At 42.3% G+C, this 22,113-nt stretch carries 21 protein-coding genes; 11 read left to right on the forward strand and 10 right to left on the reverse strand.

Features of this window, described 5'->3' with window-relative positions:
- Positions 1 to 424 precede the first annotated feature (424 nt).
- From BVC89_RS28025 to BVC89_RS28050, 6 genes are all read left to right on the forward strand, one after another.
- A complete protein-coding gene (locus tag BVC89_RS28025; protein ID WP_086934384.1) occupies positions 425 to 2,647 on the forward strand; it encodes an SET domain-containing protein in 2,223 nt (740 codons plus the stop codon).
- 273 nt (positions 2,648 to 2,920) lie between these two features.
- Positions 2,921 to 3,877 carry a glycine--tRNA ligase subunit alpha gene (glyQ, locus tag BVC89_RS28030; protein WP_086934385.1) on the forward strand — a complete coding sequence of 319 codons (957 nt, stop codon included), beginning with the start codon at positions 2,921 to 2,923 and terminating at the stop codon, positions 3,875 to 3,877.
- A complete protein-coding gene (gene glyS, locus BVC89_RS28035) occupies positions 3,874 to 5,952 on the forward strand; it encodes a glycine--tRNA ligase subunit beta (RefSeq protein ID WP_086934386.1) in 2,079 nt (692 codons plus the stop codon). The genes glyQ and glyS overlap by 4 nt, the downstream gene beginning before the upstream one ends.
- 19 nt (positions 5,953 to 5,971) lie before the next feature.
- Positions 5,972 to 6,520 (forward strand): D-glycero-beta-D-manno-heptose 1,7-bisphosphate 7-phosphatase, encoded by a 549-nt coding sequence (gmhB, locus tag BVC89_RS28040; protein ID WP_086934387.1) that lies wholly within the window; start codon positions 5,972 to 5,974, stop codon positions 6,518 to 6,520.
- 27 nt (positions 6,521 to 6,547) lie between these two features.
- Positions 6,548 to 7,264, forward strand: coding sequence for a lysophospholipid acyltransferase family protein (locus tag BVC89_RS28045; protein ID WP_086934388.1), 717 nt, complete (start codon positions 6,548 to 6,550; stop codon positions 7,262 to 7,264).
- Between the two features lie 26 nt (positions 7,265 to 7,290).
- Complete coding sequence (locus BVC89_RS28050) at positions 7,291 to 7,704, forward strand: DUF6524 family protein (RefSeq protein WP_086934389.1); 414 nt, start codon at positions 7,291 to 7,293, stop codon at positions 7,702 to 7,704.
- Between the two features lie 8 nt (positions 7,705 to 7,712).
- On the opposite strand, the gene BVC89_RS28055 is transcribed toward BVC89_RS28050, so the two are convergent.
- The 4 genes from BVC89_RS28055 to BVC89_RS28070 all read right to left on the reverse strand — a co-directional run bounded on the left by BVC89_RS28055 (position 7,713) and on the right by BVC89_RS28070 (position 11,389).
- Positions 7,713 to 8,366 (reverse strand): XRE family transcriptional regulator, encoded by a 654-nt coding sequence (locus BVC89_RS28055; protein ID WP_086934390.1) that lies wholly within the window; start codon positions 8,364 to 8,366, stop codon positions 7,713 to 7,715.
- Positions 8,367 to 8,523: 157 nt separating this feature from the next.
- Positions 8,524 to 8,946: a hotdog fold thioesterase gene (locus BVC89_RS28060; RefSeq protein WP_086934391.1), complete on the reverse strand. Its 423-nt coding sequence runs from the start codon at positions 8,944 to 8,946 to the stop codon at positions 8,524 to 8,526.
- A gap of 31 nt (positions 8,947 to 8,977) precedes the next feature.
- On the reverse strand, positions 8,978 to 9,517 hold the full coding sequence (locus BVC89_RS28065; protein WP_086934392.1) for an NUDIX hydrolase: 540 nt from the start codon (positions 9,515 to 9,517) through the stop codon (positions 8,978 to 8,980).
- A gap of 66 nt (positions 9,518 to 9,583) precedes the next feature.
- Positions 9,584 to 11,389, reverse strand: a complete 1,806-nt coding sequence (locus BVC89_RS28070) for a DUF885 domain-containing protein (RefSeq protein WP_086934393.1) — start codon at positions 11,387 to 11,389, stop codon at positions 9,584 to 9,586.
- 204 nt (positions 11,390 to 11,593) lie between these two features.
- Here BVC89_RS28070 and BVC89_RS28075 point away from each other — a divergent pair, with 204 nt between their 5' ends.
- Positions 11,594 to 12,523, forward strand: coding sequence for a histone deacetylase family protein (locus BVC89_RS28075; RefSeq protein ID WP_086934394.1), 930 nt, complete (start codon positions 11,594 to 11,596; stop codon positions 12,521 to 12,523).
- Positions 12,524 to 12,531: 8 nt separating this feature from the next.
- Here BVC89_RS28075 and BVC89_RS28080 read toward each other — a convergent pair whose 3' ends face one another.
- Positions 12,532 to 12,768 (reverse strand): DUF5062 family protein, encoded by a 237-nt coding sequence (locus BVC89_RS28080; protein ID WP_086934395.1) that lies wholly within the window; start codon positions 12,766 to 12,768, stop codon positions 12,532 to 12,534.
- 227 nt (positions 12,769 to 12,995) lie between these two features.
- Here BVC89_RS28080 and BVC89_RS28085 point away from each other — a divergent pair, with 227 nt between their 5' ends.
- Together BVC89_RS28085 and BVC89_RS28090 are read left to right on the forward strand one after the other, a co-directional pair.
- Complete coding sequence (locus tag BVC89_RS28085; RefSeq protein ID WP_086934396.1) at positions 12,996 to 13,277, forward strand: DUF427 domain-containing protein; 282 nt, start codon at positions 12,996 to 12,998, stop codon at positions 13,275 to 13,277.
- 167 nt (positions 13,278 to 13,444) lie between these two features.
- Complete coding sequence (locus tag BVC89_RS28090) at positions 13,445 to 13,990, forward strand: methylated-DNA--[protein]-cysteine S-methyltransferase (RefSeq protein ID WP_086934397.1); 546 nt, start codon at positions 13,445 to 13,447, stop codon at positions 13,988 to 13,990.
- 64 nt (positions 13,991 to 14,054) lie between these two features.
- Here the strand turns inward: BVC89_RS28090 and BVC89_RS28095 are convergent, their stop codons facing one another.
- From BVC89_RS28095 to BVC89_RS28110, 4 genes are all read right to left on the reverse strand, one after another.
- A complete protein-coding gene (locus BVC89_RS28095) occupies positions 14,055 to 14,492 on the reverse strand; it encodes a glutathione S-transferase family protein (RefSeq protein ID WP_086934398.1) in 438 nt (145 codons plus the stop codon).
- A gap of 226 nt (positions 14,493 to 14,718) precedes the next feature.
- Entirely contained in the window at positions 14,719 to 15,129 is a 411-nt protein-coding gene (locus BVC89_RS28100) for a hypothetical protein (RefSeq protein ID WP_086934399.1), read from the reverse strand.
- Positions 15,130 to 15,306: 177 nt separating this feature from the next.
- A complete protein-coding gene (locus BVC89_RS28105; RefSeq protein WP_086934400.1) occupies positions 15,307 to 18,357 on the reverse strand; it encodes an efflux RND transporter permease subunit in 3,051 nt (1,016 codons plus the stop codon).
- Between the two features lie 10 nt (positions 18,358 to 18,367).
- Positions 18,368 to 19,456 (reverse strand): efflux RND transporter periplasmic adaptor subunit, encoded by a 1,089-nt coding sequence (locus BVC89_RS28110; RefSeq protein WP_086934401.1) that lies wholly within the window; start codon positions 19,454 to 19,456, stop codon positions 18,368 to 18,370.
- Between the two features lie 203 nt (positions 19,457 to 19,659).
- On the opposite strand from BVC89_RS28110, the gene BVC89_RS30645 reads away from it, so the two are divergent.
- Positions 19,660 to 20,307 (forward strand): TetR family transcriptional regulator, encoded by a 648-nt coding sequence (locus BVC89_RS30645; RefSeq protein WP_086934402.1) that lies wholly within the window; start codon positions 19,660 to 19,662, stop codon positions 20,305 to 20,307.
- Positions 20,308 to 20,368: 61 nt separating this feature from the next.
- Here the strand turns inward: BVC89_RS30645 and BVC89_RS28120 are convergent, their stop codons facing one another.
- Complete coding sequence (locus BVC89_RS28120; RefSeq protein ID WP_086934403.1) at positions 20,369 to 20,824, reverse strand: copper chaperone PCu(A)C; 456 nt, start codon at positions 20,822 to 20,824, stop codon at positions 20,369 to 20,371.
- Positions 20,825 to 21,041: 217 nt separating this feature from the next.
- Here BVC89_RS28120 and BVC89_RS28125 point away from each other — a divergent pair, with 217 nt between their 5' ends.
- On the forward strand, positions 21,042 to 22,109 hold the full coding sequence (locus BVC89_RS28125; protein WP_086934404.1) for a transporter: 1,068 nt from the start codon (positions 21,042 to 21,044) through the stop codon (positions 22,107 to 22,109).
- Positions 22,110 to 22,113: the final 4 nt, after the last annotated feature.

The following is a 22,113-nucleotide window of genomic DNA, read 5'->3' on the forward strand; positions in this document are numbered from 1 at the left end:
TTTGCGCATATAGCTATAGAGCACTCACATTACTCGTAGGTAAGGAGAAACACTCAGTAATATATAGTTTATAAAATCTAACTTATCCAACAAAATGGCGCCGTATGAAAACTGGTAAGTCCACATGAATTTCACAGAATATTACATGCAAGAGGTGCCGCAAAACATACTAAAAGTATATTTGAACCGAATTTTTACTTTAAAAAGATATAAAAAATTTGGCTTGTACATAGGATAGTGAGCTATTACCAATATTTGTTTGTAAGTTACTTTTTATATTCGGCTTACTTATGTATTTCTTTAAGTAAAAAATACATAAGTAAGGTGTGGAGATGGAGTTATAAAAATAATTGCGTGTATCTTTGAACCTTTTCGGCGTTGACTCACAAACCATATATGACACTTTAAGCGCCTAGAAACGGTTATGAAAACACACTTTACTCCCAGACCAATAGCACCTATAAATAATCCACCGGGAGTTAATTCCAATTCCGATCATAATGAAAGAGAGGTAGGAAACACCAAGAAAAGGCGGAGCACCCGTTTGAAAAATGCCGGTGCGGAGAATCGAACCTATGATCACGGTAGGCCGACAAAAAAAAGAAATGCACCACCTCCGGCTAGTCCCACATCGATTGCGTCTTATAGTTTAGATCTTAAGTTACTAGAAACGAGAATTAGAAAAGAGATCGAACAAGGCACTATTACACCAAGCGAGAATATAAAGCTCAAAGTCTCTGTTGTACCCAATGCTGACCCAGAGGTTATGGCTCAGCGGCCAATTGTGCAGTCTCAGTACAACCCCAAAGAAAAACATCCGACTTTACCGCAACCAAGAAAAATAAATATATCAGTATTAAAAAAGAAAATACCCAATGAAGAGTTAAGAGATACTCTTGCTGAAAATCTCAATAAAATTCTTGATAATGATGAAACACGCCGTATTCATGAATTAAAGTACTTTGAGTTAGCTACTATAGAAGAAAAACACCTATCTACACTTTCGGCAGGAGCCCAAAAGGGTCATGGAACCCTAGGTATAAGAGGTGTTGTGGCTAAGGAAGATATTCCTGCCGGAACACCAATTATATATGGTGCTCAATATGTTAATCATCATCAATGGCGAAAGTTGAAAAACAAAATAGCCGAAGAACTTACAGCGAGTTTGAATGTTACGGCGAACGAAGCACAGAAAGATGCGCAGAATCGCCTAGTTAGTTACTCTTGGGAGAGTGTTCAGTTTCCCGATAGTCAGGGCGTTTCTCGCAAACTAAATCTATCCGCTTATGGTGCCGGGAATATGGCAGCCATGATTAATCACGATGAAAAAGAACACAATATGGGCGTTATCAATATTGCTACTTTAGATGAAGACGACAATCCAGCCCCTCCCATTTGGGTTTACTATGCCAAGCGCGATATTAAAGCCGGGGAACAGTTGCTTGTAGACTATGGGCCAAAATACAAGTTTAATGATACTTTACACGGGGAAAAGGAAATCCCTCGCCCGCTTGCACAAACCTCTGCGGAGAATATGGATTTAACATATATACCTGCTAACCAAGAATCTGGCGAAGCTGAAATAAACTCTAATAATATTCCAGTTGAACAACAAAGGGCCGCTCAAAACCTTGTACAAAAAGACATTTATCAAGATTTAAAAAGTCAGCAACAATCCCTAATCCAATCTCTTGGCAAAGAAGAATCGGAACTCATAAAACAAGCACAACAGCATAATCAAAGTTATGTTCAAGCTAGCCGTAGAAAGGATGAATTGGAAAACGATATGGCACAGCTCGATCATGGGATTGCTTCATTAGATAAAGAAATCATCAATATAAAATCTGACCTGGATAAAAACAGAGCAGATATCAGTCGCCTTCAAGTAGAAGCTAACTCACAGGCACTAGCCTATGATACTTTTCGCCGAGAATTAGAGGCGGGATATAGCAGCTTTAGGGAAGCAACATCCGGCTATGCTATGGCTCTGGGACATACAAGGTCTCTGCTACAAGACAGAGATAATATTGGTAAAGAACAAGAAAAAACCCTTAATCATTTAGAGCAACAGCTAAGCGATCTCACTCAAAAATATCTAGCCGAACGTAGTGAGCATATAGAAATCAAAGGGCAACTTGATCAGCATGTGGCACACTATAATGACCTCATGTCTAGAGCCGATGCACTGAATCAACAAAAAACAGATGCTAACAAGCTTTTGGCCACTTACACACGCAAAATAGAGGTGCTGGATAGTCGTCTGGCGAGTATCGATACCTCCAGCGTGGATACAACAACACTGTATCAGCAAATAAGTAACGAAGATTTAACCAGCAAGCCCGACGGCTTCGATCGGCTAGATGGAGAGAGTAAGAACCGTATTATCACGCTTATTTCTGACGAAATCGCCCGGCGTAGCAACGAAGATCATCCTCCGTTTCAGCCAGTTTGGTTTTTAGATAGTCACGTTGATTATGCAACCTTAGCCTTACCACAACTTATTGCTGAGCCTAAAGGCTTCGACAACATGTCCATTGACCAACAACAATACTTGGTTGATCAAGCTCAAAATGAAATTGAAAGACGCAATGATTCCACTCCTCCCGTACAGAAAATCACGTACCCAGAGTGGTTTTATGCTGTCTAGTTTGGGCTCTCATAAGCCAATGCGTCTTATATTGCTGACTTTTTAGTCACTTGCCGCCAATAATAGTAGCGCTATGAGCAAGTGAAGCAACGACAACAGACGGCAAAATAGCCCCTTTTATTACTTCAATGTGTATTTAATTAGCTCTATCACACACCAGCAATGGTGGAATCATTGACTGCTCGCTATAATTGCGTCCTCCAAAAAAACGCCTCCCCAAATATTGTATATGTGGCGTCCCAATGACTTGTACGATTAAAAGAGAATACTTACGTGTCACAACCTGATGTTTCGACTTTTCAAGGCCTCATTCATGCCCTACAACATTACTGGGCAAATCAAGGCTGCGTGATTTTGCAACCGCTTGATATGGAAGTCGGTGCAGGAACATTCCATCCAGCAACCTTTCTGCGTGCCATTGGTCCAGAAACCTGGAACAGTGCTTATGTGCAACCATGCCGCAGGCCTACTGATGGTCGTTATGGTGAAAACCCTAATCGTTTACAGCATTATTACCAATTTCAGGTAGTGCTAAAACCATCACCTTCCAATATCCAAGAGTTGTATCTTGGATCTTTGGAGTATCTTGGCTTTGATACCCAAACTCACGACGTTCGCTTTGTAGAAGATAACTGGGAATCCCCTACCCTTGGAGCGTGGGGCTTGGGCTGGGAAGTCTGGCTCAATGGTATGGAAGTGACACAATTTACCTACTTTCAGCAGGTAGGTGGCCTCGAATGCTTTCCTGTCACTGGTGAAATCACCTATGGTCTTGAACGTTTGGCTATGTATCTACAAGACAAAAGCTCTATTTTTGATCTTGTTTGGACACGAGGGCCAAGCGGAGAAGAAGTGACCTATGGTGATGTTTTCCATCAAAATGAAGTGGAAATGTCACACTTTAACTTTAGCCACGCTAATGTCGACTTTCTCTTTAACACCTTCGATGTCTGTGAGAAGGAATCGGAATTATTAATTGAGCAAGGCTTGCCCTTACCTGCCTATGAAATGGTTATGAAGGCTTCTCATGCTTTCAATTTACTCGATGCTAGGCAGGCCATATCGGTTACCGAGAGACAACGTTATATTTTGCGCGTTCGCAACCTGGCTCGTGCTGTAGCCCAGGCCTACTTTGACTCGCGCCTCAAACTTGACTTCCCTCTGGCTCCTGATGATTTAAAAGAAGAAGTGAAAAAACGTGTTCAAGCTGCCGAGGAGAAAACATCATGACACAGACATTCTTAGTTGAAATCGGCACCGAAGAACTGCCACCCACCTCACTAAAAGAGCTTAGTGACGCCTTCACTTCTGGAATCGAAAAGGGTTTATCCGCGCAGAAAATTGGCTTTGACAACAGCCGCGCTTTCGCAACACCTCGCAGACTTGCCGTTATTGTTGAGGGCCTGGCAGAGAAAACCCCAATAGAAGAAAACAAAGTTTGGGGCCCACCTGCAAAAATCGCTTTTGATAGTGATGGTAATCCCACAAAGGCGGCCCAAGCCTTCGCCAAAAAGAATAATATTGCTGTTGAAAGCCTGATGACAGAGTCAGATGGCAAGCAAGACAAGCTTGTGTGCACTAGCACAAGTGGCGGCGAAGAAAGCAAGCAACTATTGGCTGATATCGTCCGTAATGCGCTAACCAATTTGCCCATCAAGAAGCGCATGCGTTGGGGGGCTAGCCGCACCGAGTTTGTCCGTCCAGTGCAGTGGATAGTATTGATGCTCGATGAAGAGCTTATCAAAGAATCCATACTCGGAACCGAGGCAGGACAAGCTACGCGAGGTCACCGTTTTCACGCTAATGAGTTTCTGAGCATATCAAATGTCGATCAATACGATATGTTACTTTATAACAAAGGCAAAATAATCGCTGATTTCGATAAAAGAAAGGCTGAAATCAAGCGCCAAGTAGAATCAGCAGCTGACAAGATCAATGGTACAGCGGTAATTAGCGAAGATTTATTGGATGAGGTAACGGGGCTCGTTGAATGGCCAGTTGCCCTTGCAGGTCGCTTTGATGAGGATTTTTTGAGCGTTCCGGCACAAGCATTGATCTCCTCCATGAAGGAACACCAAAAATATTTCCATGTGGTGGATAAGAAAAATAAGCTTATGCCTTATTTTATTACTGTATCTAACATTGAGAGTAAGGCCCCTGAGAAAGTAGTGGATGGGAATGAGCGAGTCATTCGCCCTCGTTTAGCAGATGCAGCATTTTTCTATAATACGGATAAAAATACCTCCCTTGAAGATCGTCGGGAAAAATTGAAGACCGTACTTTTCCAAGCCAAGCTTGGTAGCATTTTCGATAAGACGGAGCGTATCAAACAGTTGGCCGGCTTTATCAGCGAAGCCATAAGTAATGTCGATAAGAACTTGGTCGAGCGAGCAGCCCAACTGTGTAAATCGGATCTGGTCTCGTCAATGGTTTACGAATTTCCCGATATGCAAGGTATCGCCGGCTTTCACTACGCCCTTAACGACGGTGAACCGGAAGCGGTGGCGCAAGCAATCGAAGAGCAATATATGCCTAAGTTTGCTGGCGATGCTGTGCCAGTATCAGACGTAGGTGCCATTATCGCCCTAGCAGATCGTATCGATACCATCACCGGAATTTTTGGCATAGGCTTAAAGCCAACAGGTTCTAAAGACCCCTTTGCTTTAAGACGGGCTAGCTTAGGTATTTTGCGTATCTTGGTAGAGAAGTCTTACGCTCTAGATTTAAAAGAACTGGTGAGCTTTGCAGCATCTAATTTTAGCGAACTGCCAGCTAAAGAAACGGTGGTTAGCGATGTACTTTCCTACTGCTTAGAGCGCTTTAAAGCCTGGTATGAAGAAGAGAATATCGCTCCAGAGATATTCCAAGCTGTGCACGCAAAACAGTTGAGTACCCCTTTGGATATTAATCACAGGGTACATGCTGTGGCGGCATTTACTCAGCTACCACAAGCTCAATCCTTAGCAGCCGCCAATAAGCGTGTATCGAATATCCTCAACAAACAAGATGGTGTTATCCCCGCTTCTGTGGATATTGCCTTACTTAAAGAAGATGCGGAGAAAGCCTTGAATCAGGCCCTGGCCGATAGTTACGAACAAGCAGCACCGTTGGTTAAGCAATCACAATATACCCAAGCCCTTAGTGCTCTTGCCGCCTTAAAAGATCCAGTTGATGCTTTTTTCGATAACGTCATGGTCATGACCGACGATAGCGCTGTGCGAGATAATCGCCTAGCGCTGCTCAACCAATTGCGCAATGTATTCCTAGAAGTTGCCGATATCTCTTACCTGGTGGTCAAGGCTTAAGGATATGAAGGCTTAGTTTATGACTGCTTGGGTTATCTTGGATCGCGATGGTGTCATTAATTATGACTCCCCAGACTATATAAAAAGTCTTGCAGAGTGGCATCCCATACCCGGCAGCATAGAAGCTATTGGGCGCCTGTGTGCAGCGGGTTTTAACGTCGCTATCGCCACTAACCAATCGGGTATTGGCCGCGGTTTATACACGCTGGAAAATATGGAGGCAATTCATCATCGACTCGGTGAACTAGTGGACCAACAGGGGGGCATTATTGCAGGAATTTTTTATTGCCCTCACCTACCCGAAGATAATTGCCTCTGCCGCAAACCCAAGATCGGGATGCTCGATGAAATAGAACAGCAATTTGCCATTAGCCTTGATAAGGTGCCCTTTGTCGGTGATTCCAAGCGAGACATTGACGCGGCTAATGCTAAAGGCTGCACCCCCATTCTTGTGCGTACAGGCAATGGTATAAAAACAGCTCAGACACTTAGTGCAAATCCCGATTATCAATCCGTAGCTATTTATGATGATCTCGCATCATATGTTGACGAGCTACTTGGACATTGACTTACTTTGTATAAGGAAACATAACCTTTGTTATTTATACGCTCATCCATCTTTGCTATAGGCTACTTTGTTCTCACAGTTTCCTATGGAACTCTGTCGTTGTTTCTGTGGTTATCGCCACCTCTTGTGCGTCATAAAATTATTTCAACTTGGACTACTGTCGTCATTGTTTGGCTGAAAATATCTTGCAATATTCGCTACCAAGTACTTGGCCGAGAACACCTAACCGAGGATATTCAACCAGCCGTCGTGCTAGCAAAACATCAAAGTGCCTGGGAAACCTTATTTTTACAAAGCCTATTTTGGCCTGCCTCAACAGTGTTAAAAAAAGAACTGCTGCGCATACCATTTTTTGGTTGGGGCCTTATAGCAATGAACCCCATTGCCATTAATCGCAGCAACCCACGGGAAGCCTTGCGACAAGTAAAGAGCAAAGGCATAGCCCGTATCGAAAATAATTTTAATATCATATTATTTCCTGAAGGCACCCGCACAGCTCCTGGAGAAAAAGGCACCTATGCCCGCAGTGGTGCTGATATTGCCAGCTCAGCAGATGTGGATATTTTACCGGTAGCTGTTAACTCAGGACGTTGCTGGCCATCCAACAGCTTTATGAAATACCCTGGTATGGTGACCGTTAGCATAGGCCCCAAAATTGAAACCAAGGAAAAAACCAACAAACAGATTATGGAAGAAGTGGAAACATGGATTGAAAATGAAATGCAAAATATAGATGCCCAGTAAATACGCTAAACATTAGAGGTTTTATCATGACAAATATAAATACCATGGGCATTAGCATTCGCTTTATTTTTGCTATTTTATTAGTAATGGCCACATACAACCCAACGCCCTATTCCTATGTGAGTTGGGTACTTTCGGTGTTTCCTAACATCGGTCCGGTGATGGCTTTATCTGGTGTGGGCTTGGCTATTGGTTGGGCGATTTATTTACGCGCAACTATGCGCTCCCTCGGTATTATTGGCGTATCCCTATCTTCGGCTTTGTTTGCTTGTATTATTTGGCTATTAGTTGATCGTGAAATTATGGATATTGCTAATATTTCGTTACTTACCTGGATTATCCTTGTGGCCCTGTCATTTATTTTGGCAATGGGCATGTCCTGGTCACATATAAGAAGGCGTATGTCGGGGCAAGTTGACGTGGACGATGTTGATCAGTAAACCAATCATTAAAGGCTGCGTCCACACCAAACAATTTTTCCAATGATGTTATTGTGCTCGGCATTTTTTTCATCGATGCGCCAACTGGGATAATCTGAATTATCGCTTATTACCGCCACATGATCTGACTTCTGTTGCAAACGTTTGGCCATTAATCCGTCTTGCGTTTGTAAAACAAAAATGCCTTCACCACTAGGTTGCTTTTGGCTTAAATCCATCAGTACCATGTCACCGTGATATAAAGTAGGTAACATACTATCGCCGCGTACAGATACAAATGCTAGTTGATCACTATGAACACTGAGTTGGGAACTAAGCCAACGTTTATTCAAAGCAAATTGCTCATCAATTTCTTCGTAGCCTACCTCAGAACCAAAGCCCGCACTCACTTCTACATCAAGCTTGGGAACTAACAATAAATCTTGGGTGGAACTAAAGCTATCTTGCTCAATAGGTTTTTCACCGGTTAAAAGCCAATTTAAATCTAGTGAAAACAACGAATATAAATGCTCTAAGTACGCCATAGAGGGGCGACTTGTTCCGCGACAAATACGGTAAACATGTGAAGGAGATTTGCCAGTTAATTCGGCAAATTGTTTTTTATTTCCCTGGGCGAATTGATCAATCAGGCTAATGAAGCGGCGGGCAAAACCAGTACTCATATCATACAACACGCAAATTAAAAGACGCACCATACAAAGCTATAGGTTTTATGTAAAGCAAGCTCTAACTTAATCGGAGCTTGCTAGTGTAAAAATAAAAATATTGAATAATACAAAATCAAATTGGTTGAGCGGCCAGCAAATAAGGTTTAGTCAATCAGGCAATATCAATCACCGCCAGTGTTAGTCGTGAAACACATGTAAGCTTGCCACTGTCAGAATAAAGCTTAATCTCCCACACTTGAGTTGCTCGCCCGATATGCAGCGCTTTAGCAATACCTGTGACATGGCCACTTTGTACTTTTGAAATATGATTGGCATTGATATCCAAACCAACACAAGCACGCTTATCACTCACAGCACAGTTACCTGCAATACTACCTAGTGTTTCCGCCAATACTACTGACGCTCCACCGTGTAAGATTCCCATAGGCTGATGGGTTCTATGATCCACAGGCATTGTTCCCTTAATGTAGTCGTCGCCCACTTCAGTAATCTCAATACCAACATGTTCAACAAGTGTATTAGCAGATTGTTGATTTAGTATCTCAAGCGAAATATCTTTTTTCCATATACTCATTTTTATTGTCTCTTAATTAAAAGGCTTACTTTTAAAGTAAGCCTTTTAGCTTAATAAAGCTGTATGCAGTAATTGTTGTAGCATCCTTGATTATTCCGCTGCGAATCATCTCTTCAAAGCTATCGAGCGTAACTTTTTTAGTAATGAGATCCTCTTCTTCCAAATCACATTGGCGTTCATGCTGTTGCAAATTTTTTGCTAAATAAATGTGATAGCCTTGATTCGAGTACCCATAGGCAAGATATTGATGGCCAACATAGATCAGATCTTGTGCAATAAGACCTGTTTCTTCACGCAGTTCTCCCATGGCAACTTGTAGATGATCAACTTCAGGGTTTTCTTCCCAAGAGCCTTGTGGCAATTCCATAAAACGCTGCCCCACAGGATAGCGATATTGTTCTACCAGGTGAATATAATCACCTTCAATGGGAGCGATTACGACAAAGTCAGGTTTGTCGACAACACCGAAAATTCCCTCAGCACCACTTTGCCTAACAATACGATCTTCACGCACGGTCATCCATTTATTTTCATAGACGACTTTACTACCAAGCTGCTTAATATCAGACATACGAATTTTCCTTAATTAACTACAGACTACCTTTCTACAATCAATATCGATCTATACCCGCTGGGATTAGTTAACACGTTTCTTTTCTTCAGCAACCCAGTCAGTAATCAAGTTTTCTAAGACAGTTAAAGGTACAGCACCATTTCTTAAAACAGCATCGTGAAAGTAACGTACATTAAACTTATCACCCAGACTTTCTTCCGCCATCGCTCGCAGCTCGCGAATTTTTAGTTCGCCAATTTTATAAGCCAGAGCTTGTCCCGGCCAAGTAATATAACGGTCAACTTCAGATTCAATATTGTGCAAAGACAAGGCAGTGTTTTCAGCCATAAAATCTATCGCTTGTTGTCGACTCCAACCTTTAGCGTGTAGGCCGGTATCCACCACGAGGCGGCAAGCTCGCCACATTTCATAAGATAATCGGCCAAAATTAGAGTAAGGATCTTTATAAAAACCCATCTCTAAACCTAAACGTTCAGAGTAAAGTCCCCAGCCCTCAATAAATGCTGTCATTCCACCAAAGCGACGAAAAGCGGGTAGTTCACCTAATTCCTGTGCCAAGGCAATCTGGAAGTGATGACCTGGCACAGCTTCATGCAGGCTCAAGGCTTCCATTTCAAACAGTGGGCGAGTATCCAACTTAGATAAATTTACACGATAAACCCCAGCTCTGGTGCCGTCCCCCGCTGGTGGCTCATAATAAGCAGTGGTGGTTTTTTCGGCAATATCAGCAGGGATTGCCTGCACGCTATAAGGCATACGCGGAATAACCGAGAACATTTTTGGCAAAGCACCGTCAGCTTTCTTTGAAATGTAAGCGGCATAGCGTAAAAGTTCTTCGCCTGTTTTTGGGTAAAACTGTGGGTCTTTGCGTAGAAATTCAACGAATTCGGCGCGATCTCCTTTGAAATCCACAGATTTAATCACTTCTTCCATCTCACTAATAATCCGCTTCACTTCAGCCAAACCTAACTGATGAATTTGCTCCGGCGTCATGTCAGTGGTGGTGAACATTCTCGCACGGTGAGCATAATAATCGTCTGCACCGGCAAGCCCATAAAGGCCTGAAGCTTTACGACATTTGGGATTATATTGGGTTAAGTAGAAATCATAGAAACGCTTGTAAGCGGGGATTACCTTGTTTTCAATAGCTTCCTCAGCAGCAGCCTTTAATGCACTTTGCTCATCTTCGCCGATAGAAGCTGGCATTTTCGTAAAGGGCTTCATAAAGATACTGTCGGCAGTCTTGGCAACGATATGAGCAGCTATAGATTCTTCATAGCCTTCCATCGCTTCGCAGGACTGAGTATAGCCAGTTTCAATCGCAGCGCTTAGCGTAGCAATACCTTCATCATTGTAGCGCGGGAAGTCATTGAGGCGGTCGATGTAACTGCTGTAATCAGATTTGCTGAAAAACGATAACTGCTCAGGTAAGCGTGCAAAGAAAGTATGCCAGCCACCACGGTTGGTGATAAGCATCAAGCGACCGTTAAAGTTTGCCGCTTCGATAACGTTCTTTAAAGATAAAGTGAGTAACTCGGCATTGAGACGTTCATCTGCAGATAAGCTGGCAATATCGATCTTTTCTAGGCGAGCCAAAAACTCTTTTGCAGCAGCTACTTCATCATCCATGGCTGCAACCGACTGCCGTCCAAGACTTTGATCATAGTCTCTCACCCCAAGGGTAGTCGCAAATACGGGATTGCGAGCAAGGTTGTCGGCCCAGTGATCATCGATAACCTGCTGTAACTGTTGCGAAGGAGAGGTATCTTGTACAGCAACATCCTCGCGCACATTTGCCTTACCGCAGCCTATTATCGAAGCTGTAACAGCTACCAATGCCCAGCTCTTTATCACCCCGTTCAGTTTCATTCGCTCACCCTTTTGATCTTCTTCTATGGTTATGGAGAATAACGTTTATTCGTTTACCTGCCTCATGCTTTAGCGCTGATCTAATATAAATTATCATATTGTTTAAATATTACATTGATCCGTTTGCCATTTGTTATTAACACCTGCGATCAAGCGGCAAAAAACAATACGTTGCCCAGAGAAAAATAAGAGGCGTTTAGCATCATGACTACCGCATATATCAGCCATCCGGACTGTATTAAACATGACATGGGTGAAGGCCATGCCGAATCGCCACAACGAGTAACGGCCGTACATGAAGCCTTAACGTCAAGCGGACTCATAGAAAAACTGGACAGTTACCAAGCAAACCTTGTGACGCAAGAACAGCTAGGCAGAGTGCACGATCAACGCTATGTGGATAAGATCTTCGCTACTTCACCCAAAGAAGGCCGTGTTGCCCTGGACCCAGACACTTCGATGAACCCATTTTCTCTACGTGCTGCACAACTTGCAGCCGGAGCAGTTGTGCAAGCCTGTGACATGGTGATGGAAGGCAAAGCAGATAACGCTTTTTGCAATGTTAGACCTCCGGGCCATCACGCAGAGCACAATAGAGCTATGGGATTTTGTATCTTTAACAGCATCGCAGTCGGTGCAGCTCATGCAATAAAGCACCACAATTTAAGCCGTGTGGCAGTATTAGACTTTGATGTCCACCACGGCAATGGCACAGAAGATATTTTCGAAGATAATGATAAGGTACTTTTATGCCAGACCTATCAATCGCCGTTTTATCCCTATACAGGCTGTGATTCAATAGATGGCCATATTATCAACGCAGCTTTGCCAGCTGGGATGGACAGCGAATTGTTTCGTATGTCCATCGAAGAGCTTTGGTTGCCGCAGCTACATCAATTCAAACCTGAAATGCTATTTATTTCTGCTGGCTTCGATGCACATGAAGATGACCCTCTAGCACAATGCAAACTCCATGAAGATGATTACGCTTGGGTAACGAAAATACTGTTGAACCTTGCCCAGCAATACTGTCAGGGCAGAGTAGTATCTTCTTTAGAAGGTGGCTACAACTTGAGCGCACTAGGTAAAAGCGCTTTAGCTCATGTAGAGCAGCTTGTTAAAGCGCATGCTTGAGCTAGGGCCTAACTGTGTTTCGACGCCCAAATCGCCAATTTGTGTCTGAGGGATTTTTGTGACACTTGGTCTTCGGGGATCGGCTGTATCACTTTATCATGAACTAAGAGCCGATAGATATATTCTATTTTTTCATTGGCAGAATCTGTTGGCTCAAATTCCACAACCCCCCGCTCTTCACCATATTTCACCCCTAAGGCAATCGCTTTTTTAACCAATTCCTTTTCATTTTTAAGTTTTTTCATAATCACCTCGAATTAGTCATCCCGAAATAATCGTCTCGAAAACAGTACTTCACAGTAACCATAACATGGCGGCCACCCAAAAAAATATTTTTCATGCACTTATTTGTAGAACCTTATAAAGAACTTAATTACGTAGAAAAAGTCTGAGAAAATAACATCAGGGTAACTCTAGATTTCTAGTCTATAGCCCCTTTCATATTAAATATTATTATGACGTGGAGGAAAACATGAAGGCCGTTTGGAATGGACAAGTTTTAGCCGAGAGTAACAATACTGTAGTTGTCGAGAACAATCACTACTTTCCCGTATCGTCGTTAAATATGGATTACTTTGCAGAAAGTGATAAAAAGTCTACATGTTTTTGGAAAGGTGAAGCGAGTTACTACTCTATCAATGTCGATGGAGAAACTAACGCAGACGCCGCTTGGTACTATTTGTCGCCTAAAAAAGCTGCTATCCAGATAAAAGATCATGTGGCTTTTTGGCGCGGTGTCGAAATCATCGAATAGGCGCAAATTTACATAGTTATTTGTCAGTTTAAACACTAAAATACTATGGTCGTTTATGTAACACATAAATGGCCAAAGGGTATTTTAAGCATTAGCAGGCTCCACTAAGCCTGCAACTATCGCACAATGTGCTCTTCTAAAGAGGCATACAAAAAGGGACTATTTATATGCAAACCATCCAAATTCAATATCACGACACCCCCTACGGCTTACTAAAACTCGGTGCTTTTGAAAACCAGCTTTGTATGTGCGACTGGCAGTACCGCAAGATGAGAAGCGCCGTAGACAGCCGGTTGGCCAGAGGCCTTAAAGCCGCTTTCAAAGAAGAAGACTGCGAGGTTTTGAAACAAACACGATGCCAACTAGATGAATACTTTAATAGAACAAGAGAAAAGTTCGATATTCCTCTGGCGCTGGTAGGCACAGACTTTCAAAAACAGGTATGGCAAGCATTAATCAAAGTACCTTTTGGCAGTACTTCAAGTTACCTTGAATTGGCACAAAGTATTAATAATGAAAAAGCCATTCGCGCCGTAGCCAGTGCCAACGGCGCCAATGCCATATCCATTATAGTGCCCTGCCATCGCATTATCGGCAGCAATGGTTCTCTTACCGGCTACGCTGGCGGCCTCGATGCTAAAAAAAGATTACTCTTGCTCGAACAACAACAGGATTTATTTTCTTCTGAGCAGGTAGAACAAATGGAAATTTAGGAACACATCGACTGCTCTTGCACCATTACTAGAACCTGTTTTAATAGTGCGAATAGGAACTCATTCATTTTAAATTTTTTAATTGCTGCGCCTTGTCCCTCAAGTTCGAGATTAGGTTTTGAGTTTTTATATCAAGCTCATTGGTCATGTGAGTATAAGGAGCTGAAAAATATTCTCTATCGACTTTAGTTCTTTTAAGTTTCCCATCGTTATCATAAGGCTCACCGCCACTGTAGATATCGACTAATTCTTTTTTACTGTTTTCCATAAGCTCTTGGGCTGTTTCAATTAGCTTTTTCGCATCCTGTCTTAGTGCTTTAGTTTCACTATTTGCAGCTCTGGCTTCGCTTGAAAGAGGTAATTTTTTTACCTGTACAAAAATATTTTTACTCGATCTAGTAGATTGAAGTACATTTTTAAGATCATTTGTTGGTTTAATCAAAGCCTGCTCACTACGATTTAGAGCTTGAGCATAATTAGTTAATGATGGGCTTACTAGCATATATGCAATATCCTACATGTTAAGTTGAAAATAAATAATTACCTATATATAGATTCATTTAAAACAAGAAAGCCAAGATAGTAAATCTCCGGCTTTTACCGTGCATTAGAAAACCAAATGGCCAAAATTATTAAAACAGCTTGCAAAGGAGAAGACGGCAAAATTTCGAGCTAAATATGAACGCAACTTTATTAGAATCTTTTTTATTATTGTGAACAGATCTGAATTATTCTGAATTTCGCAATTGTTCTGCTTTTTGCTTCAACGCTGAGACTAGGCTTTTAGTCGACATGTTAAGGTGCTCAATCGCCATTTGCTCCGCATTGAGACCATGAAATTCGCGACTCAGCGTTATGCTTTCAGGTTCATAATTGTTAGATATTTGATTCAATTTAAGATGCCTATCGAGCATAGCATTCTCGGCTGTCTTAACTAGCTCCTTTGCTTCTTTTCTTGATTTCTTTGCGGCCTTAGCTTCGTGGAAAATAGATATATTCTTTACTTGTGCAAGAATACTTTTACTGGACTTAGTATTGCGAAGTGCTTTTTTAAGATCATTTGTCGGCTCAATAAAAGCGTGTTTGCTACGACTTAAGGCTTGAGCATAATTGGATAACGAATTTGAATTTACTTTCATGCTTAAAATATTCTAGATATTGATAACATTTACTAAACTAAGTATCTATAATTAATTATAAGTTCACTTAAACTTATCAAATCGATATCACATTTATAAATGATGAAAAAGAAAGCCTGAAACCTAACAACCAGAGAAGTTGATAAATTCCAGGCTTTTATAGAAGGTGTTAAATTACTACTGTGTGTTTTTCACACTGTAAAACAATGCAAATAATACTGGTACAACAATGAGTGTCAGTATCGTCGCAAACCCCAAACCAAACATGATGGTCACAGCCATTGGCTGAAAGAAAACATCGGTCAGTAAGGGTATCATACCCAATATCGTAGTGAGCGCCGCCATGGATACAGGGCGTAAACGGCTTACGGCAGCATCACAAATCGCTTGATACCAATCGAAGTTTTCTTCCTCTTTGAGGCGTTTAATCTCCTCGACAAGCACAATTCCATTTTTGATCTGCATACCAATTAAACTCAATACCGCAAGCAAGGCGGTAAAACTAAAAGCTGAGCTGGTGAGCAATAGGCCGTAAGCGACACCAATAATAGCCAGAGGTATTGTGATCCATATAACTAGAGTTTGCTTGACTGAGTTAAACATAAATACCGTGATCACGATCATCACTAGCAAGCCCAAGGGTAAAAATGCAAACACAGCTTCATTAGCTTGCTCTTGCGCCTCGAACTCACCTCCCCATTGCAAGCTATAACCTACAGGTAATTCAATGGCTTCAATTGATCCTCGTATTTTTTGGTGCAAAGCGAAGGCATTACTGTTTGGTCCAGGATCAGCTAGCACAGCAAGCGTGCGTTTACGATCACGCCGTTTGATGATCGGGTCTTCCCAGTTCAAGTCTATTCCGCGGACAAACTGGCCAATGTTGATATAGCTTTGAGTGACCGGGCTATACACCTGTACTTGCTCCAATTGATCAATACCACGGCGCTCTTTTTCCGGCGGCCTTATGATAATGGGCAGAATTTCAGAACCGTGGCGATAGGTCCCTACTTGTTGACCAGAAACATTTGTATTTAATGCTACATCCAAATCCGCCTGACTTATTCCCAAACGACGTGCTGCGGCGTCATCAAAAACAGGTTGAACAACTTTAGTTCTCTCTCGCCAATCCTGACGAATATTAATGGCATCAGGCTCGCTATTTAGTAAAGCGATAATTTCCTGCCCTAAAGAGCGTAATACTTTAGGATCAGGCCCTATCAAACGAGCTTCAATTTTAGCCGCTGTAGCGGGACCTATGGAGATCCGGTTAAAACGAGTGAAGGCCTGCGGGTAAGAAGTAAATAAAATCTCATCAACCTTCTCTCTAACCCCTTCCAATTGGTCATAGCTATGGGTTTGTATCATTAATTGAGCATAACTGGGATAGGTCTTTTCCGGGGTATAAGTCAGCATAAAGCGCTGAGCACCCTGACCAATAGTGGCCGTTACTTGCTTAATTTCTGGAATGTTGAGTAAAGCTTTTTCTAGACTTTTAATATCGGCTTCAGTGCTCTGAATACTCGAACCTTCGGGTAACCAGTAATCCACTAAAAACATAGGTAGCGAACTGTCAGGAAAAAATGCCTGTTTGACGTTAGTAAAAGCAATAAGGGCGCTGACAAGTAAACCGAACATCACCATCATGGTGGTTTTACGAAATTTCAGCGTCAGATCTAATAGCTTGCGGTAAGACAAGTAAATACCAGCGGCATACGGATCATTTTGCTCTTCTTGTTGCTGGGCGTTTTCTTGAAACAGTAAATAACAAAAGAACGGCGTTAGCGAGACAGCTAGAACCCAGCTAAAAAGCAGTGAGATAAATAACACCCAAAACAGACTACCTGTAAATTCTCCACTGGCATCAGGAGAAAGGCCAATGGGTGCAAATGCGGTGATCGCAATAATCGTCGCACCTAGCAAGGGTAATCGAGTGTGGGATACGATACGGATAGCCGACTGTAATCGCGACTCCCCTCTTTGAACACTTATGAGTATCCCTTCGGTGATGACAATGGCGTTATCCACCAGCATACCCAAGGCAATAATAAGTGCCCCCAGGGAAATACGATGCAGGTTGATATCGAACATCCCCATGACAATGAATGTGCCGGCTATGGTTAATAAAAGAACCAGGCTCATGATCACCCCTGGCCGCCAACCCATGGTAAACATGAGCACGACTATCACAATTACAACCGCTTGGCCTAGGCCGATAATAAAGTTATCAACAGAGCTTTCCACTTGTGCAGGCTGATCATAGATCGCTTGCAACTGCATACCTATTGGGCGCGCATATTCCAACTCACTTAAACGCTCGGTAATGTTTTTGCCCACTTCAACAACGTTGACGCCACTTGCGAAAGAGACACCCAGTGTAAGTGCTTGCTTACCATTGAAGCGGTATAAATGACGTGCCGGATCTTTGTAACCTCGCGATAGATTGGCCACGTCCGATAAGTAGACTAAACGACCATTGCTACTGCCAAGTAACAAGCTATTTAAAGCAGCAAGCCCATCACCGCTGAGGGATTTAGTTTTAATACGTAGATACTCGCTACCCACTTCAATATGCCCAGCATCATTAACTAGGTTTTGGCCTGTTAACAGCTGACGAATGCTGTCTGCCGAAAAGCCAGATGCACTCAATTTAGCGCGGTCGATTTCAATAAAGACCTGCTCATCCAAACGACCACCAATACTAACTTTACCAACACCTTCCACCAACACTAGTTCACGACTGAGAAAATCTGTGTAATCAGATAACTCATGATAGCTATAGCCTTCTCCGGTGATGGCAAAGAAAACACCATAAACGTCACCAAAGTCATCATTGACAATGGGCATCCTGGCGCCGGGCGGCAGCTGACCCTGCATATCGTTGATTTTTCGGCGCATTTCATCCCAAATTTGCGCAAGGTCGTCCTTGCGATAAATACTTTTCATTTCTACTTCGACTTGGGATAAGCCGGGTGTAGAAGTGGAAATCACTTTATCTACGTAGGGCAGTTGCTGGATTGCATTCTCTATAGGAAGGGTAACTTCTTCCTCTATTTCTAGCGCAGAAGCGCCAGGGTACTGAGTAATAACCACCGCTTGCTTGATGGTAAAAGCGGGATCTTCCAAACGTCCCAAATCATTGAACGAGACAATTCCGCCGATCAACAACAAGAGGGTTATCATCCAAGAGATCGTCTTCTTGGTAATTGCGTATTCTGCGATGCTCATGATTTACTTCCTACAGTCCACGCTCTTTGGCAAGTGGCTTCACCTGCATATCTTCTTGTAGGAAACTAACCCCTGCAGCCACGAAACTGTCGCCAGCGGTTAAACCTTCGGTAACAAGTAATTTGGCACCTTCAATTTTGCTGACTGCGACCCTGGTCTTATGCACACGCATATCACTATCGATTGTCCATATCCAAGTTGTCTCGCCTTCTTCAAATACCGCTTCTAGAGGAACTAATACACCTCCACGCTCGTCATTTTTCAATATAAAGCTGAGATCCAATTCGACCGATACAGCCATACCAGGTAGTACACGAAAGTCTTCGATCTGCGGCATGCTATGTACTACGCTATAGGAGCTTGTGAGCCGATCGGGAATAGATTCGAACTCTTTGAAGCAGGCTTTATAGCTTTTTTCCGGATAGGCATTAAAGCGAACCACAGCACAAATACTTTCGCCCTCATTAGGCTCTATCTTTCTCACCTGACCAAATAGACTCTCCGGCACACTAAAACGGATATCTAAACTATCGTCACCGTTAAGCTGTAGAACAGTTTGGTTAGCATTGACCACTTGATAATTTTCAATATTCACCTGCGCCACGATTCCGTTGAAAGGCGCAACAAGCTGCGTGTATGCCAAGTTATCTCGTGCGATAGCCAAAGCAGCTTCGGCTTCTTTTAAATTTGCTTCAGCTTCATCCACATTGGTGGGGCTGGTGTAATTTTCCTTTCTTAACTCGGAGATTTTTTCAAATTGAGAACGCGCAAACTTGTATTTCGCTTCTCTGTCATCAAGTGTATTGCGATAATCAGATTCGTCCAACGCCGCGAGGATTTCACCTTTTTTAAAACGCTTACCTGCCACAGCATGTAGCTCTTTTAACTGACCACCAACACGAAAAGCTAGGTCGGACTTACTCGAAGCCTCGACTCTACCTGGGTAAACACGTTTGCCTGATTTATTGAAACTTTCTGCCATCAATATTTTTGCCGGTCGAATAATATCGCGAGCTGCTATAGCTTCCGAAGTATCTTTTGAGCAGCCATTGACCAGCATAATTGCCATCAAGACGAGGGTAATTGCTCCCTTTTTCATATCTTGTAAACCTATTAATTCTCTAAATATTTGTTGAGGAGGAGTTTAAAGCTTGTTGGCCTTCATTTGGGGACTTATATGTGACTTTATTATAGGCCCTATACTTCATATCCATATTGATAACATACATTCGTGTATGTATAATTACAAGCATTATATTAAAAAACTAACAAATAACCATCGAAGTGTTGGGTAATCATCCTATGGCACGAAAAACTAAAGAAGAGTCAGAAAAGACTTATCATTCACTTTTAGATGCAGCCACTACATTATTTGCCAGGCAAGGCGTAGCAAAGACAACGCTTAATGAAATTGCAAAAAGTGCAGGTATGACTCGTGGTGCGGTTTACTGGCATTTCCCGAATAAAGATGCCGTTATCATGGCCTTGTGGAAGCGTGATGCGGGTTCTGTTCACGACGAAGTTACGGCGACGTTCACTCACTTAAAGCCTGATAGCGCTCTCAAAGACTTCGAGACTCTTGTCAAAGATATGCTTAAAAAAGCCACCGATGATTTAAAGTTAACTCAGGCATTGAAGATCGTTACCAGTTCTATTGAATTTACTGAGGAAGCATCAGAGCTACAACTTTTCTTGATGCAGAGGAAAAACGAGCTTTATGATGCCATGAAAAAAGCAGTAGCCTTGCTTCAAGAATATCAAGCTATTACAACTAAACACAGCACCGATCTATTAGCAGCGAGCTTATGGTCTTACATTATAGGTATGGTGGATACTCATTTAGAAATGAGCAGCGAAAAGATCGATATTAAAAATCAGGCAGATGAATTAATTCAACTTTGGATTGATAGCGTTACGCCTAATACTGCACATCTAACTCAGAGGTGTTAGGTTTAGGGGCAGTGAGTAATGCCCCTATTAATATTTAGTAATTAATATTAATTGCTAAATATTATTTGGTATTATCTTCTACATAAACAGAAACATCGACAGGTCCTGCCTTCTCGAAATTTAAAACAATCGAGAATTTATCGCCGTTTTCTAAACGCTTTGGTAAACCTTTTAACATAATATGCTTTTCCCCCGGAGCAAATACGATTTTTCCTCCAGCGGGTATAACGAGCCCTTCTGAGATTTTGCGCATCCCAAGAAGGCCATTTTTATTAGTCGTTTCGTGGATTTCTGCCACTTTAGCAATGTCTTTTTCAACAGATAAGGACACAAGCTTGTCATCTTTTTTTCCTTTGTTGTCAATAATTAAATACACTGCTGCTGGCACCGATGCTATTGCTGTTGGTGAAGCCCATGGATGATCAATATCAATTTTACCCGCAGAATAATTATGACCATGCACTAATGCACTGACACATAAAAAAATTGCAACCGACATTACATTCAGATATTTCATGTTAAATATTTCTCACCTTCATATATTTAATTAAATACTTGTACCAAGATTATTTGGTTAATATATTTTGAGCATTTCGGCTCGTCTACCCCACCATCCTTTAATCTATTTAGCTGCGACATTGTGTCACACTTTTATTGGCAAAGAATCAGGTATAGTCCGGCTGGCATAAATAAAAACCTATTTTTTAATTATTATATTTATTTAGGATCATACCGTGAACTTAGTTCGTAAACATATTGGCATGTATATGCTCTTTGCTTTATCACCACTGGTCTGTGCTGACGGAGCAAAGCTTGCTGGTAATGCTATTGTACCCGATAGCCACGCACCTATTGGCGTTATGGGGGATCATACACATAGTAAAGGTGAGTGGATGATTTCTTATCGTTTCATGTCGATGGATATGGAAGATAATCTGCGAGGAGATGACTCTGTTTCACCAGAAGAAATTGTCAGCACAACCGCCAACCCTTTTGCCGGCCCGCCCAACCTTCGCGTTGTGCCGCTGCAAATGACAACCCAGATGCATATGTTGGGGATGATGTATGCACCAAGCGACAAGTTAACACTGATGGCGATGTTAAATTACATCGACAAGGAAATGGATCACCTAACCTTTAGAGGGCCATCAGGCACAGATCGGCTTGGCATATTCACTACCCAAACCTCCGGCATAGGGGACACTAAAATCGCTGCCTTGTGGAGCTTAGTTAATCATCATGATTATAAGTGGCATCTCAATATAGGCATGAGTCTGCCCACAGGCTCTATCGACGAGAGTGACGACGTATTAACGCCGATGAATACACGTCCGACATTGCGTACACCCTATGCTATGCAATTAGGATCCGGCACTTACGATTTTGAACCTGGCATCACGTATACTGGCAATGACTCTGGAAAAGTAGCTTGGGGAGCACAATACCGTGCCACAATTCGTCTCGGCGAGAACGATGAAGATTACACCTTGGGTGATATTCACAAGTTAAGTGGTTGGGGTAGTTATCGCTTTGCTGAATGGATAAGTGGCTCGCTAAGACTTACTTATCGCGATCAAGATAGTATCGATGGCCGTGACATTACAATTGCCGCACCTGTGCAAACAGCAAATCCCGATAATTATGGTGGTGAACGTATCGACTTGGGCATTGGCTTTAACCTAGCCGCTCAATCTGGGCACCGCGTCGGATTTGAATATGAAGTACCAATCCAACAAGATTTAAATGGCGTACAGATGGAAATGCAATCTATGTGGACTCTCGGTTACCAATACGCATTTTAAAATT

Source organism: Agarilytica rhodophyticola (assembly GCF_002157225.2).
GTDB lineage: Bacteria > Pseudomonadota > Gammaproteobacteria > Pseudomonadales > Cellvibrionaceae > Agarilytica > Agarilytica rhodophyticola.

Excerpts from the sequence above, each read along its gene's own strand:
- BVC89_RS28025 (WP_086934384.1), top strand. The coding sequence starts at position 425 with ATGAAAACACACTTTACTCCCAGACCAATAGCACCTATAAATAATCCA.
- glyS (WP_086934386.1), top strand. The coding sequence starts at position 3,874 with ATGACACAGACATTCTTAGTTGAAATCGGCACCGAAGAACTGCCACCC.
- gmhB (WP_086934387.1), top strand. The coding sequence starts at position 5,972 with ATGACTGCTTGGGTTATCTTGGATCGCGATGGTGTCATTAATTATGAC.
- BVC89_RS28050 (WP_086934389.1), top strand. The coding sequence starts at position 7,291 with ATGACAAATATAAATACCATGGGCATTAGCATTCGCTTTATTTTTGCT.
- BVC89_RS28055 (WP_086934390.1), bottom strand. The coding sequence starts at position 8,366 with ATGAGTACTGGTTTTGCCCGCCGCTTCATTAGCCTGATTGATCAATTC.
- BVC89_RS28060 (WP_086934391.1), bottom strand. The coding sequence starts at position 8,946 with ATGAGTATATGGAAAAAAGATATTTCGCTTGAGATACTAAATCAACAA.
- BVC89_RS28065 (WP_086934392.1), bottom strand. The coding sequence starts at position 9,517 with ATGTCTGATATTAAGCAGCTTGGTAGTAAAGTCGTCTATGAAAATAAA.
- BVC89_RS28070 (WP_086934393.1), bottom strand. The coding sequence starts at position 11,389 with ATGAAACTGAACGGGGTGATAAAGAGCTGGGCATTGGTAGCTGTTACA.
- BVC89_RS28075 (WP_086934394.1), top strand. The coding sequence starts at position 11,594 with ATGACTACCGCATATATCAGCCATCCGGACTGTATTAAACATGACATG.
- BVC89_RS28080 (WP_086934395.1), bottom strand. The coding sequence starts at position 12,768 with ATGAAAAAACTTAAAAATGAAAAGGAATTGGTTAAAAAAGCGATTGCC.
- BVC89_RS28085 (WP_086934396.1), top strand. The coding sequence starts at position 12,996 with ATGAAGGCCGTTTGGAATGGACAAGTTTTAGCCGAGAGTAACAATACT.
- BVC89_RS28090 (WP_086934397.1), top strand. The coding sequence starts at position 13,445 with ATGCAAACCATCCAAATTCAATATCACGACACCCCCTACGGCTTACTA.
- BVC89_RS28095 (WP_086934398.1), bottom strand. The coding sequence starts at position 14,492 with ATGCTAGTAAGCCCATCATTAACTAATTATGCTCAAGCTCTAAATCGT.
- BVC89_RS28100 (WP_086934399.1), bottom strand. The coding sequence starts at position 15,129 with ATGAAAGTAAATTCAAATTCGTTATCCAATTATGCTCAAGCCTTAAGT.
- BVC89_RS28105 (WP_086934400.1), bottom strand. The coding sequence starts at position 18,357 with ATGAGCATCGCAGAATACGCAATTACCAAGAAGACGATCTCTTGGATG.
- BVC89_RS28110 (WP_086934401.1), bottom strand. The coding sequence starts at position 19,456 with ATGAAAAAGGGAGCAATTACCCTCGTCTTGATGGCAATTATGCTGGTC.
- BVC89_RS30645 (WP_086934402.1), top strand. The coding sequence starts at position 19,660 with ATGGCACGAAAAACTAAAGAAGAGTCAGAAAAGACTTATCATTCACTT.
- BVC89_RS28120 (WP_086934403.1), bottom strand. The coding sequence starts at position 20,824 with ATGAAATATCTGAATGTAATGTCGGTTGCAATTTTTTTATGTGTCAGT.